Genomic DNA, 14,196 nt, shown 5'->3' with positions numbered 1-14,196 from the left:
TGTCAAGATCGATCCGGCGACCGGAGACCCGGCTCGACGACGACCGGAAGGAGGACGCGCATGATCCAGGCGATCGATCGCGCGGCGAAGATCCTCGACCTGCTCCAGGGCGCCCGCCACCTCGGCATCACGGACCTCTCCGCAGCCCTGAGCCTGCCGCCGTCGACCGTGCACGGCCTCGTGAAGTCGCTGCGCGCGCACGGCCTCGTCGCGAAGGAGCGCGGCGGACAGCGGTACATGCTCGGCCCCACCCTGCTGCGACTGAGCAACGTGTACCTCGACACCCTGGACGTGCGGGCGCGGGCGATGCGCTGGACGCAGGAGCTGGCGCGACGCACCGGGATGTCCGTGCGCCTCGGCGCCCCGCACCTCACGGACGTCCTCGTGATCCACCACAACCTCCGCCCCGACGACAGCCCGCAGATGCTGGAGACGGGGATGGCGGTCCCCGCGCACGCCTCCGCGATGGGGAAGGTGCTCCTCGCGTACGACCAGGGCTTTCAGCAGAGCGTGTTCGCCGAGCCCCTGCGCAGCCTCACCGGCGACACGGTCACCGACGTGGCGCGACTGACCCTCGAGCTGCCGGGGATCGCGGAGCGCGGGACGGCGGCGGAGAGCGACGAGGCCGTCCTCGGCGAGTCGTCTCTCGCGGCGCCGATCGCCGACGCCTCGAACACGATCGTCGCCGCGGTGGCCGTCGTGCTCCCGACCGCGGAGGCACCGGCATCCGACACCGTCGTGCACGCGCTCCGCGAGACGGCACGGAACATCTCCCGCGAACTCGGCGCGACGTCCTGGCCACCGCCCGTGGCCCCCGCCGAGGACTGACGGCGGGCGCGTCCTCCTCGATCCCGGCGGTCAGCCGCGCAGGGCGAGCGCGAACGGCAGCACGGCCGTGGCCCCGGCCTGCCGCACCGCGCGCGCCGCGACCGTCAGGGTCCAGCGACTGTCGATGAGGTCGTCGACGAGCAGCACCGGGCCGGCGGGGACCTCGAGATGCGCCGCGTCGAAGCGGTCCCATACCCCCGCGAGCCGGAACACGCTGTTCCCGCCCGCCTGCCCCGAAGGCCCTCCGCCGCGCCACTCCAGCGCGCCGAGGTACGGCAGCCGCCCGATCTCGGACAGCCCGCGGGCGAGGGAGTCGACGAGCTGCGGATGCGACCGCGACGGCATCGCGATCACGGCCACCGGCCGCTCCGCCCAGCCCCACCCCGCGAGCACGCGCACGCAGGCCTGCAGCAGCGCCGGGCTGATCGGCGCGTCCGGGGCGCCTGCCGCGAAGATCTCGCGCAGCGTGCCGCCCCAGCCGAGGTCGGTGAGCCGGGCGAGGGCACGCCCTTCGTCGGCCTGCTCTCCCGCAGGGATGCGGCCGCGCACCGGCACGTCGAGGCGGTCGGCCCTGTCGGCCACGCGCGACGCGGCTCGACCGGCACGCCCACCCGGTCGAGGGAGGCGGCCGCCTGTGCGCTCGCCGTCTGCGCGACCTCCGCCGGGAACCACACGCCCGCGCAGTTGTCGCACCGGCCGCACGGGGCCGCGGTGTCGTCGTCGAGAGCCCGCTGCAGGAAGGCCATCCGGCAGCCGTCCGTGCGCTCGTACTCGAGCATGTGCTCCTGTTCCGCCACCCGCTCGGCGGCGATGCGCTCGTAGCGCTCGGCGTCGTACGTCCACGGCTGTCCCGTCGCGACCCACCCACCCTGCACCCGGCGCACGGCACCATCCACGTCGAGCACCTTCAGCAGCAGCTCGAGGGGCGTGCGGCGGATGTCGACGAGGGCCTCCAGCGCCGGCGTCGAGATCGGGCTGTCGCCGAGCGCCGCGATCACCCGTTCCGCACGCTCCCGGTCCGGCATCGACGCGGTCGCGAAGTAGTGCCAGATCTCGCGGTCTTCGACACCGGGGAGCAGGAGCACGTCGGCGCTCTCGCTGGCACGCCCCGCTCGTCCCACCTGCTGGTAGTACGCCACGGGTGAGGACGGCGCGCCGATGTGGACGACAAACCCGAGGTCCGGCTTGTCGAACCCCATGCCGAGGGCACTGGTCGCGACGAGGGCCTTCACCTCGTTGCGCTTGAGCATGCCCTCCGACTCGGCACGCTCCTCGGGGTCGGTCTGCCCCGTGTAGGCGCGCACGTCATGGCCGTGGTCGCGCAGGAACCGCGCGGTGTCGACCGCCGCCGCCACGGTCAGCGTGTAGATGATCCCGCTGCCGGGGAGATCGTCGAGGTGGCTGAGCAGCCAGGCCAGGCGGCTCGCCGAGTCCTTGAGGCGGAGCACCCCGAGCCGCAGCGAGGTACGGGCGAGCGGCCCCCGGATCGTGAGCACGGGCACCGCCTCCGCTCCGCCCGCGCCACGCGGCAGTGCCCCGAGCTGCTCGGCCACGTCGGCCACCACGCGGGAGTTCGCCGTCGCAGTCGTCGCCAGCACCGGCACGTCGGCGGGCATCTGCGCGATGAGGTCGCGCAGTCGGCGGTAGTCCGGACGGAAGTCGTGCCCCCAGTCACTGATGCAGTGCGCCTCGTCGACGACGAGCATGCCGAGCCGCGCCACCAGCGCGGGCAGCTGCTCCTCGCGGAAGGCCGGGTTGTTCAGCCGCTCCGGCGAGACGAGCAGGACGTCCACGTCGTCTCCGGCGAGCCGCTCCTGCACCTCGGCCCACTCGTGGGCGTTCGTCGAGTTGATCGCCACGGCGCGCACGCCCGCGCGCTCGGCCGCGGCGATCTGGTCGCGCATGAGCGCCAGGAGCGGGGAGACGAGCACGGTCGGGCCGGCTCCCTGCCGGCGACGGAGCAGGGTCGCGACGAAGTACACCGCCGACTTCCCCCACCCGGTGCGCTGCACCACGAGCGCGCGGCGACGCCCCTCCACCAGCGCCTCGATCGCCTCGAACTGGCCGTCGTGGAAGTCGACGTCGGGACGGCCGACGAGTTCGCCGAGGGCGGCGCGGGCGGCCTCGCGGAGGGGAACGGCGGTCGGAGAGCTCATGTCCTCCACTCTGCCGCAGACCTCGGACAGGACTCCGCCCGCCGCCCGCTCTCGGTGGATGACCGGTGGGAAGGCCGTAGCGTGGAGGAATGATCACCCGCGAACTCGCCGTCGCGCTCCGCGATGCCGGCCTGAACTGGAAGCCCGCGGAGGGTGACCGGTTCCAGCTCGATCTGCCGGACGAGGTGGAGCTGGAGGCCGAGGCCGACGTCTTCACGGTGAGCGCGATGACCATCGAGGCGCGGCAGACGCCGGCCGGCACGGACCTCGCCTTCAACGGCACGACGGAGTGGGCGCTCGACGCCGTGACCCTCGCCGATGCGGTGTGGCTGCCGCGCGAGGACCAGCTGCGCGACCTGCTCCGCGGGACGTTCCGTGCCCTCACCCGCCTCCCCGACACGTTCCGCGTCGAGATCGAACTCGCCGGTACCCCCCTGCGGTTCGAGCACCCGGACCCGGCGGAGGCCTACGGCCGCGCGCTGCTGGCGCTGATCTCGCGCTCCCGCTGACACGTCCTGTTGAATCGGGCCGTCGCGTGTGTCAGAATTACCTAACGACCGGTCAGTAAAGAAGGACCGGAGCCCGAGGAGTCGACGATGACCAGTCCCGCAGACCTGTCCCTCGTGGACGGCGAGACCTCCGACGAGGAACGCCTGTTCGACGAGCTGATCGCGAACGAGCAGCGCATCGAGCCGCGCGACTGGATGCCCGAGGCCTATCGCAAGACCCTCATCCGGCAGATCTCCCAGCACGCGCACTCCGAGATCATCGGCATGCAGCCCGAGGGCAACTGGATCACCCGCGCCCCGAGCCTCAAGCGCAAGGCGATCCTCATGGCGAAGGTGCAGGACGAGGCCGGGCACGGGCTCTACCTCTACTCCGCCGCGCAGACGCTCGGCATCACCCGCGACGAGATGATGGACCAGCTCATCTCCGGCAAGGCGAAGTACTCGTCGATCTTCAACTACCCCACCCCCACCTGGGCCGACATGGGCGCGATCGGCTGGCTCGTCGACGGCGCCGCGATCTGCAACCAGGTGCCGCTGTGCCGCGCCTCCTACGGCCCCTACGGGCGCGCGATGGTGCGCATCTGCAAGGAGGAGTCGTTCCACCAGCGCCAGGGGTTCGAGATCCTGCTCTCGCTCATGCGCGGCACCGACGAGCAGCGGCAGATGGCACAGGACGCGGTGGACCGCTGGTACTGGCCGAGCCTGGCGATGTTCGGACCGCCCGACGACCAGTCCCCCAACTCCGCCCAGTCGATGGCGTGGAAGATCAAGCGCTTCTCCAACGACGAGCTGCGTCAGCGGTTCGTGAGCATGCTCGTGCCGCAGGCCGAGATCCTCGGCGTCACCCTCCCCGACCCGGACCTGCGGTTCGACGAGGAGACCGGTCGCTACGAGATGGGCGAGATCGACTGGGACGAGTTCTTCCAGGTGCTGCGCGGCAACGGCCCCTGCAACGCCGAGCGTCTGGAGCGCCGCCGCACGGCGCACGACGAGGGCGCGTGGGTGCGGGAGGCCGCCGCGGAGTACGCCCGCAAGCAGCGTTCCCGCCTCAGCCGGGAGCGTGTCGAAGGGGCGGTGGCGTGATGGCGACCCCCGGAGCCGACCCTTCGACGAGCTCGGGGACCCAGGGCCGGGAGGTCTGGCCCCTGTGGGAGATCTTCGTGCGGGCGAACCGCGGGCTGAGCCACGTGCACGTCGGCTCGCTGCACGCCCCCGACGCCGACATGGCCATCCGCAACGCGCGCGACCTCTACACCCGCCGGGGCGAGGGCGTGTCGATCTGGGCGGTCCCCGCCGAGGCGATCACCACGAGCGACCCCGACGCCAAGGGGGCGTACTTCGAGAGCCCCGCCGGCAAGAACTACCGGCACGCGGTGTACTACACCGCCTCCGAGGGGGTGCCGCACCTGTGACCCTTCGACAGGCTCAGGGACCCAGCCCTGCTCAGGGACCCAGCTCCGCTGAGGGACTCGGCGACGCCCAAGGGGAGGCGCATGGCGACGTCTCCGTCGACGAGCTCCGGCTCAGCGAAGAGCTCGCGGGCGCCGGCACGACCGCGGCGAGCGCCGACATCGCCGAGTACGCCCTGTGGCTCGGCGACGACGCCCTCATCCTGTCGCAGCAGCTCGGCGCCTGGATCTCCCGCGCCCCCGAGCTCGAGGAGGACGTGGCGCTCGGCAACATCGCCCTCGACCTGCTCGGCCACGCGCGCTCCTTCCTGCACTTCGCCGGCACGTGGGACGGCCGGTCCGAGGACGACCTCGCGTACTTCCGCGACGAGCCGGAGTTCCGCAGCGCCTGGATCGTGGAGCAGCCGAACGGCGACTTCGCGCAGACCATCGCGCGCCAGCTCGTCGCCTCGGTCTACCTGGTGGAGCTCTACGCCGCCCTCCGCGCGAGCTCCGAGCCCACCTTCGCCGCGATCGCGGAGAAGGCGCTCAAGGAGGTCGACTACCACCGCGACCACGCCGTGCAGTGGGTTCTGCGCCTGGCGGGCGGCACGGAGGAGTCGCGGCGGCGGATGATCCGCGCTTTCGCGGATGTGTGGCCGTACGTCGACGAGCTGTTCCGCGACGAGCCGCTGATCGACCGGCTCGGCGACGTCGCCGTGCGCCCGTCGAGCCTCCGCGCTCCGTTCGACGCGGTCATCGCCACCGTGTTCGCCGAGGCCGAGCTCACGGTGCCGGAGGTTCCGGCGTCGTCGGCGGGCGGCCGGAACGGCGCGCACGCGACCCCCTTCGGCCACCTCCTCGCCGAGATGCAGGTCCTGGCGCGACGACACCCGGGGGCGTCATGGTGACCCGGACCGCCGCCGACGCGGAGGCCCAGGCCTGGCGGATCGCCGCCGCCGTGCCGGACCCGGAGGTGCCGGTGCTCACGATCGAGGACCTCGGCGTACTGCGGGCGGTCGAGCTCCGCGGCGAGCGCGTGGTCGTCGACATCACGCCGACCTACAGCGGGTGCCCGGCCATGGACACGATCCGCGACGATGTGGTCCTCGCGCTCACGGCCGCCGGGTTCGCCGACGTCGAGGTGCGGCTCGTGCTCGCCCCCGCGTGGACCACCGACTGGATGAGCGACGCCGGGAAGCAGAAGCTCCGCGAGTACGGGATCGCGCCGCCCAGCGGCCGCGCGGCCGTACCCGCCGGTCCGATCCGGCTCGCCCTCAGTGTGCGCTGCCCCCGCTGCGGCTCGCTCGACACCCGGGAGGTCTCCCGCTTCGGCTCGACCTCGTGCAAGGCGCTGTACGAGTGCCGGGCCTGCCTGGAACCCTTCGATCACTTCAAGGTGCACTGATGTCGCTGTTCTCCCCGGCCCCGGCGACGACGCCGGCGCCCTCTCCCGCCTCCCCCGCCCGGGCGCGCACCCGTGCCCGGTTCCACACGCTCGAGGTCGAGGACGTCCGCCCGCTCACCGAGGACTCCGTCGAGGTGACCTTCACGGTGCCCGCGGAGCTCGCCGACGACTACGACCACCTCCCCGGGCAGTACGTGGCGCTGCGGACGATGCTGGACGGCGTGGAGGTGCGGCGTTCCTACTCGCTGTGCCGGCGCCGAGCACCGCACCGACGGCATGCCGACCCGTCTGAGCGTCGCCGTGAAGCGCGACGAGGGCGGGACGTTCTCCACGTGGGCCCAGACCGGCCTGCACCCGGGCTTCCGCATCGACGTCATGAGCCCCCAGGGCACGTTCACCTCCGGCCTCGACGACCTGGACGAGAAGCACGTCGTCGGCATCGCGGCCGGCTCCGGGATCACGCCGCTGATGGCTCTCGCGCACACCGTGCTCTCCCGGTCGCAGACCTCGCGGTTCACGCTCCTCTACACGAACCGCTCGACGCTGGACGTGATGTTCCTGGAAGACCTCGCCGACCTCAAGGACCGCTACCCGACGAGGCTCACGCTGCACCACGTGCTGTCCCGCGAGCAGCGAACCGCGCCGGTGCTCTCGGGCCGCATCGACGAGCCCAAGCTGCGGACGATCCTCGACGCGCTGATCGACCCGGCCGACGTGGACGAGTGGTTCCTGTGCGGACCGCTCGCGCTCGTCGACCTCTGCCGGGAGGTGCTGGCCGACGTGGGCGTACCCCGCGAGCACGTGCGCTTCGAGCTGTTCACGACCGGCGACGAGCCGGTGCGGGCCGCCCGGCCGGTCACGGTGCGCTCAGGCGAGAAGACGGTGCGGATCGAGGTGAACCTCGACGGCGTGTCCTCGACGGTGGAGAGCCCGGTCGCGGCGCGCGAGTCGGTGCTGAACGCCGCACTGCGGGTGCGGCCGGACGCGCCGTTCGCGTGCGCGGGTGGCGTCTGCGGCACCTGCCGCGCGCGCGTGATCGAGGGCAGCGTCACGATGACCGAGAACTACGCCCTGGAGCCCGACGAGCTCGAGCGCGGCTACGTGCTCACCTGCCAGTCCCATCCCACCAGCGACCGCGTGGTCGTGGACTACGACGTCTGAGGACTCCTGATGATCGATCTCGCCATCGCCGACGACGTCGCCACCGTGGTGCTCGACGCCCCCGCGAAGCTCAACGCCCTGGACGAGGCCGCCCTCGCGGAGCTCGACGCCGCGTACCGGGATGCCGAGGCCGCCGGGGTGCGCGCGCTGCTGCTCCGCGGTGAAGGGCGGGCGTTCTGCGCCGGTCGGGACATCTCCGCCGTCGATCCGCGCGACGACGACGTGCTCGGCTACCTCGGCGGGCGGGTGACACCGCTGCTGCAGCTTATGTCCCGCTTCCCCGCGCCGACGTTCGCCGTCGCCCACGGCGCCTGTCTGGGCGTGGGACTCGGGCTGCTCCTCGCGACGGATGTCGTGTACGTCGCGGAGTCGGCGAAGATCGGCTCGCCGTTCGCCGCCCTCGGCGCCACCCTGGACTCCGGCGGTCACGCGCTGTTCCTCGACCGGCTCGGCCCGCACAAGACGCTCGACCTCATCTACACCGGCCGTCTCATGAGCGGCACGGAAGCCGTGCGCTCGGGGCTCTTCTCCCAGGTTTTCCCGGACGACGAGGTGCTCGCCGCCGCGACGGCCGCTGCGGGGAAGGCCGCCCACGGCGCCACGGCCGCATTCCGGGCGAGCAAGGAGCTCATCGCCCGCATCCGCGACGAACGCCTCACCCTGTGGGAGTCCATCGACGTCGAGAACGCGGCGCAGGCCGCCCTGTGCGACACCGAGGACTACCGCGAGGGCTTCGCCGCGTTTCAGGAGAAGCGGAAACCGGAGTTCCGCGGGCGCTGACGCCACGGCCCGGTCGTCGCTGTCAACCGTCTCGTGCGGTGTCCGACCCCGGTGGGAGGATGCCCGCATGCTGCTCTCGGAGCTCGTCACCACCACCGACCAGGTCGCCGCGACCTCGTCCCGCCTGGCCAAGATCGAGGCGATCGCCGCGCTGCTCCGCCGGGCCGACGCCGACGACATCGCGCCTCTCGTGGGGCTGCTCCTCGCCACGCCCCGCCAGGGTCGTCTCGGCGTGGGCTGGCGGGGGCTGACCGCTCTCGCGATCGAGCACAGCGCGACCTCGACCCTGACCATCGCGGAGGTCGACCACGCCTTCGATACCCTCGCGCACACGTCCGGCTCCGGATCAGCCGGTGTCCGCAGCGCGCTCCTGCACGATCTTGCCGCCCGCGCGACGGCTCCCGAATGGGACTTCCTGACCAGGGCCATGCTCGGGGAGCTCCGCACCGGGGCGCTGGGCGGCGTGCTGCTCGACGCGATCGCCCGCGCCGCCGAGGCTCCGGCCGCGACCGTGCGACGGGCCGCCATGCTCTCCGGCGACCTCGGCGAGACGGCGCTCCTCGCGCTCACCGGTGCCGAGGGAGCGCTCGACGAGGTCGGGCTCCGGGTGGGTCGCCCCGTGCTCCCGATGCTCGCGGCCACGGCGCCGACGCCCACGGCCGCCCTCGAGATCACCGGACGCGCCTCGGTCGAGTACAAGCTCGACGGCGCGCGCATCCAGGTGCACCGCCGCGGCGACGAGGTCGGCATCTACACGCGGAGCCTCGCCGACGTCACCCACCGCCTGCCCGAGATCGTCGAGGTCGTCCGCGGCCTTCCCGCGCAGGAGGTCATCCTCGACGGCGAGACCCTGGCGCTCGACGAGGACGGCGGTCCCCGGCCGTTCCAGGAGACGATGTCCCGGTTCGGTGCGGATGCCGCGCGCGAGCTCGCCCTGCGGCCCTGGTTCTTCGACGTCCTGCACGTGGATGGCCGCGACCTGCTGGACGAGCCACTGTCGGTACGCCAGGAGGTCCTGGCCGAGGTCGCCGGCGAGTGGCGCATGCCCGGCATCGTGACCGACAGCGCGGAGGAGGCCGAGCGCCTGTCCCGCGAAGCCCTGGCGGCCGGTCATGAGGGCGTGCTGGTGAAGGCCGTGGATGCGCCGTATGCCGCCGGTCGCCGCGGCAAGTCCTGGGTCAAGGTGAAACCGGTCCTCACGTTCGACCTCGTCGTGCTGGGCGCCGAGTGGGGGTCGGGGCGACGGCGCGGACGGCTGTCGAACCTGCACCTCGGCGCGCGGGACCCGGATGGCGACTTCGGCGACCCCGGCGGCTTCGTGATGGTGGGCAAGACCTTCAAGGGCCTCACCGACGCGCTGCTGCAGTGGCAGACCGACGAGTTCCCGGCGCACGAGACCCATCGCTCCGCGTCCACGGTGTTCCTCCGGCCGGAGCTCGTGGTCGAGATCGCGATCGACGGCGTGCAGCGGTCCCCGCGCTACCCCGGCGGCCTCGCCCTCCGCTTCGCCAGGGTCAAGGGCTACCGCCCGGACAAGACCGCTGCGGAGGCCGACACGATCCAGACCCTCCTGGCCCTGCGGCGCGGCGCGGCGGACGACTCCTGATCAGGCCGTGGGCGGCAGTCCCTCGTCCTCCTGACGCACGGTGCCGCGGAACGACCAGGGGAAGTCGATCCAGAGGTCGGTGTCCTTCCACGCGAAGTCCGGCTGGATGATCGTCGAGGGCTTCGTGTAGATCGTGACCGAGCGCACGTCGGCGCCCTTCTCCTGCAGCAGCTGCACCGCGAGCGCCAGTGTGCGACCGGAGTCGGCGACATCGTCCACGAGCAGCACGCGGCGGCCGTCGAGGTAGGCCATGTCGAGCTCGGGTGGCAGCACCTCCGGGGCGTCCAGCACGGTGCCGATGCCGGTGTAGAACTCGACGTTGATGGCGCCGCAGTTCTTCACCCCGAGTCCGTACGCGATGGCGCCGGCAGGGAGCAGGCCGCCGCGCGCGATCGCCACCACGACCTCCGGCTCGAAGCCCGTCGCGATGATGTCCCGCGCCAGATCGCGCGTCGCCGCGCCGAAGCCGTCCCACGTGAGCGTCTCGCGCTCGATCGATGCATCCGTCATCGGTCCATTCTCGCGCATCCGCTCCGTCCGGGCCGCCGCTAGACTGAGCAGGTCCGGCCCCGCCGGTGCCTGAAAAAGAGGCACGAAGCACCTCGCATCGCCGCGAGGGCGAGACACATACGGATCCCCCTTCTCCGTCCCTGTCTCGAAAGGCTTCTCCATGCCCTCCGTCTCCGCGCACGTCGCCCTCACCCTCGCCCAGCACGTCGATGCCGTCTTCGGCGTCATGGGCAACGGCAACGCCTACTTCCTCGACGCCCTCGAGACGCAGACCGACGCCACCTTCACCGCCGTCCGTCACGAGCAGGGCGCGGTCGTCGCCGCCGACGCGCACTTCCGCGCCTCCGGCCGCATCGCCGCGGGCACCTCCACCTACGGCGCCGGCTTCACGAACACGATCACGGCGCTGGCCGAGGCCGTGCAGGCGCACGTGCCGCTCGTCCTCGTCGTCGGTGACGAGCCCACATCGGGGCCGCGGCCGTGGGACGTGGACCAGATCGCTCTGGCCTCGGCCGTCGGCGCCCGCACCTACACCGTCGGGCGGACCGATGCCGCCGCGACCACCGTCATCGCCGTCGAGCACGCCCTCACCTATCGTGTGCCCGTCGTGCTCGCCATCCCCTACGACGTCGCCGCCCTCGAGGCCGGGGCGGTGCCGGCGGCCCCGGCTCCTCGGCTCCCCGCGCCGCTCGCCCCGCGCGGGGACTTCGCCGAGGGCATGCTGGATGAGATCGCCGCCGCCCTACGCGACGCCGAGCGCCCGTTCCTCCTCGCCGGGCGCGGGGCCTGGCTGGCCGACGCGGGCGAGGCTCTCGGCGCCCTCGCCGCGCAGACCGGGGCCCTCACCGCCTCCTCCGCCCTCGGCCGCGGCATCTTCCCGGACGCCCGGTACGACCTCGGGGTCACCGGTGGCTTCGGCGCCGAGGGGGCGATGGAGCTCGTGCGGACGGCCGACGTCGCGGTGGTCTTCGGCGCGAGCCTGAACCAGTTCACGATGCGCTTCGGCGACCTGTTCGCCCCGGGCACCCGGGTGTACCAGATCGACACCGCTCCGGCCGCCACGCACGCCCACGTCGGCGGCTTCGTGCGCGCCGATGCCCGTCTCGCCGCCGAGGCCCTCGTCGCCCGCCTCTCCTCCGGGCACGACTTCTCCGAGCACAACTTCGGAGATGCCGTCGGACTCGCCGGGGCCACCCCCGACTCCGGCGGCGTGTCGAGCGCGGACTCCGCAGTTGTGCCCGCCCGCCCGTGGCGGGAGACGGTCGATGTCGCCGCGGCCCGCGCGTACGAGCCGGGAGACGAGCTCGCGCCGGACGGCCGCCTCGACCCGCGTTCCGCCGCGCGCCGGATCGCCGAGCTCCTCCCCGAAGACCGCGTCGTGGTGTCGGACGGCGGGCACTTCATCGGCTGGGCGAACATGTACTGGCCGGTCGCCGCGCCCGACCGGATGATGATGATCGGCACCGCGTTCCAGTCGATCGGACAGGGCTGGCCCAGCGTGGTGGGCGCGGCCCTCGCCCGTCGGGACGCGACCATCGTGCTCACCTCGGGCGACGGCGGCGGGCTCATGGCGATCGCCGACCTCGAATCGGCCGTCCGGGCGGCGGGCGGACGCGGCATGGCCGTGGTCTGGAATGACGCCGCGTACGGGGCCGAGGTCAACCTCTACGGGCTGAAGGGCCTGGCCGAGGGTCCGATGCGCATCCCCGAGGTCGACTTCGCCGCGTTCGGGGCGGCGGTCGGTGCGGAGGGTGTCGTCGTGCGGACGCTGGACGACCTGGATCGCCTCGCCGCGTGGGCCGAGGAGGACCCAGCGACCCGACGCTTCCTCGTCCTCGACCTCCGGATCTCCGGCGACGTGATCGCGCCGTACCAGCAGGAGATCATCCGCGTGAACTCCTGACCTGTGCGGGCCGATAGGCTCCCGGAATGACGGATGCTCCTGAGGTCCTGCGCTACAGCGCCTTCGCCGCGACGCCGGACGGCGGCAACCCCGCCGGGGTCGTCTTCGACGCGGACGGGCTCGACGAGGCGGACATGCAGCGGATCGCGGCCGAGGTCGGCTACTCGGAGACCGCGTTCGTGCAGAACGCCACGGCGGACGGCTCCCGTTTCCGCGTGCGCTACTGGTCGCCGGCTGCGGAGGTGCCGTTCTGCGGGCATGCGACCGTCGCGACCGCGGTGGCCCTCGCCGAGCGGCAGGGTCCGGGGACGGTCGTGTTCGCGACCGCGGCCGGAGACGTGTCGATGGAGTCCTTCGCGGACGCGGACGGCCGGGTCACGGTGTCGTTCACGAGCGTCGAGCCGGAGGTCCGCGACCTCGACCCCGTCGTGCGTGACCGCCTCCTCGCGCTGCTGGGGATGGAGCCGGCCGATGTCGACCCGCGCTTCCCGGTCCGTGAGGCGTTCGCGGGCAACTGGCATCCGATCGTCTTCGTCGCCGACCGGGAGCTCTTCCACCAGTTCCGCTTCTCCCCCGCCGAGGTCGCCACTCTCATGCGCGCGCAGGGCTGGCACGGCACGGTGACGGTGCTGCACGCCGAGGATCCGGCCGAGATCCAGGCCCGCAACCTCTTCCCCGTGGGGCGCATCACCGAAGATCCCGCGACGGGGTCCGCGGCCGCTTCGGTCGGCGCCTATCTCCGCGCCCAGGGCTATCCGGGCGACACCGTCCGCATCCGTCAGGGCGCCCACGTCGGTCGCCCGAGCGAACTCCGCGTCGCGATCCCGGCCTCCGGCGGCCTCGTCGTCTCCGGCGGAGCCACCCGCCTCCCCTGACCCCCGGACCTCCCTGATCCCGGACCGCCTGCACGACCCGGTTCCGCCCGCACGACCACACCCCCTCCCCCCGTCGTGCATCGGTCACCCGGTCGTGCACCCGTCTCCCGACTCCGGCACTTCCCGACAGGCACACCCGCACGACCCCGGTTCCACTCTGCACGTCCCCGGTTCCACCTGCACGACCCGGGGCCGTCTGCACGACCGATACCCACCCTCGGTCGTGCATCCGTCACCCGGTCGTGCATCCGTCGCGGCCGACGAGACATCGACCGCCCCGGCGCGACATACAGCACACATGGGCATGACGCACGGAAGGACGACCCGGTGACGGGTGCACGACCACGACTCACCCCAGGTCGTGCACTCGTCCCCTGGTCGTGCATCCGTCACCCGGTCGTGCACCCGTCACCCGGGTCGTGCATCCGTCACCTGGTCGTGCACTCGTCCCCAGGTCGTACGTCTCCGCCCCGACAGGGCCCCGCGTCCCGAGCCCGCCTACAGATGCACGACTCCGTTCCGTCTGCACGACCAGACACTGTCGCCGGTCGTGCATCCGTCCCGAGGTCGTGCATCTGTGACCGCACACGACCCCCAGCCTCCGGAACCGAACCAGACCCGGGACGAACGCGAACCGGAGCCGGACACGGCCCCCATCCCTAGACCCGGCCCGGGGACCGTCGTCAGCCCTGGGCGCTGTAGTCCGGGAGCTCCTGCAGGGTCCAGGTGTTGCCGTCCGGGTCGTCGAAGCGCACGAAACGGCCCCAGTCCTGCTCGTCCACGCCCTCGGCCTCCACCCCGAGCCCCCGCAGATGGGCGAGAGCCTCGTCGGCGTCGGGGACGACCACCTGGATGGTGTTCTGCTGCCCCGGCTCCAAGCCGCTGGTCAGCCCCGTGCCGAAGGCGATCGAGCAGGCCGATCCCGGCGGGGTCATCTGCACGAAGCGCAGGCCCTCGTACGGCACCTGATCATGGTCGGCGTGGAAACCGATCTTCACGTAGAAGTCCTTCGCCCGGTCGACATCGCTGACCGGCACGAAGATGAGTTCGATCTTCCAGTCCATCACGCACT

The 14,196-nt window shown here is 72.4% G+C and carries 12 protein-coding genes and 2 pseudogenes; 11 read left to right on the top strand and 3 right to left on the bottom strand.

Annotated elements, in window-relative coordinates; all coding sequences use genetic code 11:
* The first annotated feature begins 60 nt into the window (after window positions 1-60).
* Window positions 61-828, top strand: a complete 768-nt coding sequence (locus AC2W7E_RS13310; protein ID WP_085606781.1) for an IclR family transcriptional regulator — start codon at window positions 61-63, stop codon at window positions 826-828.
* Between the two features lie 30 nt (window positions 829-858).
* On the opposite strand, the pseudogene AC2W7E_RS13305 reads toward AC2W7E_RS13310, so the two are convergent.
* A pseudogene (locus tag AC2W7E_RS13305) lies at window positions 859-2,984 on the bottom strand (DEAD/DEAH box helicase).
* Window positions 2,985-3,073: 89 nt separating this feature from the next.
* On the opposite strand from AC2W7E_RS13305, the gene AC2W7E_RS13300 reads away from it, so the two are divergent.
* From AC2W7E_RS13300 to AC2W7E_RS13265, 8 genes and pseudogenes are all read left to right on the top strand, one after another.
* Entirely contained in the window at window positions 3,074-3,493 is a 420-nt protein-coding gene (locus tag AC2W7E_RS13300; RefSeq protein WP_085606785.1) for a pilus assembly protein CpaE, read from the top strand.
* Window positions 3,494-3,580: 87 nt separating this feature from the next.
* On the top strand, window positions 3,581-4,576 hold the full coding sequence (gene paaA, locus AC2W7E_RS13295; RefSeq protein ID WP_085606787.1) for a 1,2-phenylacetyl-CoA epoxidase subunit PaaA: 996 nt from the start codon (window positions 3,581-3,583) through the stop codon (window positions 4,574-4,576).
* Window positions 4,576-4,905: a 1,2-phenylacetyl-CoA epoxidase subunit PaaB gene (gene paaB, locus AC2W7E_RS13290; RefSeq protein ID WP_025103829.1), complete on the top strand. Its 330-nt coding sequence runs from the start codon at window positions 4,576-4,578 to the stop codon at window positions 4,903-4,905. The genes paaA and paaB overlap by 1 nt, the downstream gene beginning before the upstream one ends.
* Complete coding sequence (paaC, locus tag AC2W7E_RS13285; protein ID WP_485989298.1) at window positions 4,902-5,792, top strand: 1,2-phenylacetyl-CoA epoxidase subunit PaaC; 891 nt, start codon at window positions 4,902-4,904, stop codon at window positions 5,790-5,792. Before paaB ends, paaC begins: the two co-directional genes overlap by 4 nt.
* Entirely contained in the window at window positions 5,786-6,289 is a 504-nt protein-coding gene (paaD, locus tag AC2W7E_RS13280; RefSeq protein ID WP_485989297.1) for a 1,2-phenylacetyl-CoA epoxidase subunit PaaD, read from the top strand. Before paaC ends, paaD begins: the two co-directional genes overlap by 7 nt.
* A pseudogene (paaE, locus tag AC2W7E_RS13275) lies at window positions 6,289-7,450 on the top strand (1,2-phenylacetyl-CoA epoxidase subunit PaaE). The gene paaD and the pseudogene paaE overlap by 1 nt, the downstream one beginning before the upstream one ends.
* Before the next feature lie 9 nt (window positions 7,451-7,459).
* Window positions 7,460-8,230, top strand: coding sequence for an enoyl-CoA hydratase/isomerase family protein (locus tag AC2W7E_RS13270; protein WP_366216073.1), 771 nt, complete (start codon window positions 7,460-7,462; stop codon window positions 8,228-8,230).
* 67 nt (window positions 8,231-8,297) lie between these two features.
* Window positions 8,298-9,836, top strand: a complete 1,539-nt coding sequence (locus tag AC2W7E_RS13265; RefSeq protein ID WP_366216074.1) for an ATP-dependent DNA ligase — start codon at window positions 8,298-8,300, stop codon at window positions 9,834-9,836.
* On the opposite strand, the gene AC2W7E_RS13260 is transcribed toward AC2W7E_RS13265, so the two are convergent.
* Complete coding sequence (locus AC2W7E_RS13260) at window positions 9,837-10,346, bottom strand: phosphoribosyltransferase (protein ID WP_025103823.1); 510 nt, start codon at window positions 10,344-10,346, stop codon at window positions 9,837-9,839. It abuts the gene before it with no gap.
* Window positions 10,347-10,506: 160 nt separating this feature from the next.
* Here AC2W7E_RS13260 and AC2W7E_RS13255 point away from each other — a divergent pair, with 160 nt between their 5' ends.
* Complete coding sequence (locus tag AC2W7E_RS13255; protein ID WP_485989296.1) at window positions 10,507-12,249, top strand: thiamine pyrophosphate-binding protein; 1,743 nt, start codon at window positions 10,507-10,509, stop codon at window positions 12,247-12,249.
* A gap of 26 nt (window positions 12,250-12,275) precedes the next feature.
* Complete coding sequence (locus AC2W7E_RS13250; RefSeq protein WP_485989295.1) at window positions 12,276-13,124, top strand: PhzF family phenazine biosynthesis protein; 849 nt, start codon at window positions 12,276-12,278, stop codon at window positions 13,122-13,124.
* A 683-nt stretch (window positions 13,125-13,807) separates the two neighbouring features.
* Here the strand turns inward: AC2W7E_RS13250 and AC2W7E_RS13245 are convergent.
* Window positions 13,808-14,188 carry a VOC family protein gene (locus tag AC2W7E_RS13245; protein WP_025103820.1) on the bottom strand — a complete coding sequence of 127 codons (381 nt, stop codon included), beginning with the start codon at window positions 14,186-14,188 and terminating at the stop codon, window positions 13,808-13,810.
* Window positions 14,189-14,196: the final 8 nt, after the last annotated feature.

This window comes from Microbacterium sp. CFSPD4_SD4 (assembly GCF_057364585.1).
Note: the sequence above shows the minus strand (reverse complement) of the source record. Positions and strands in the feature narration are given on the sequence as shown.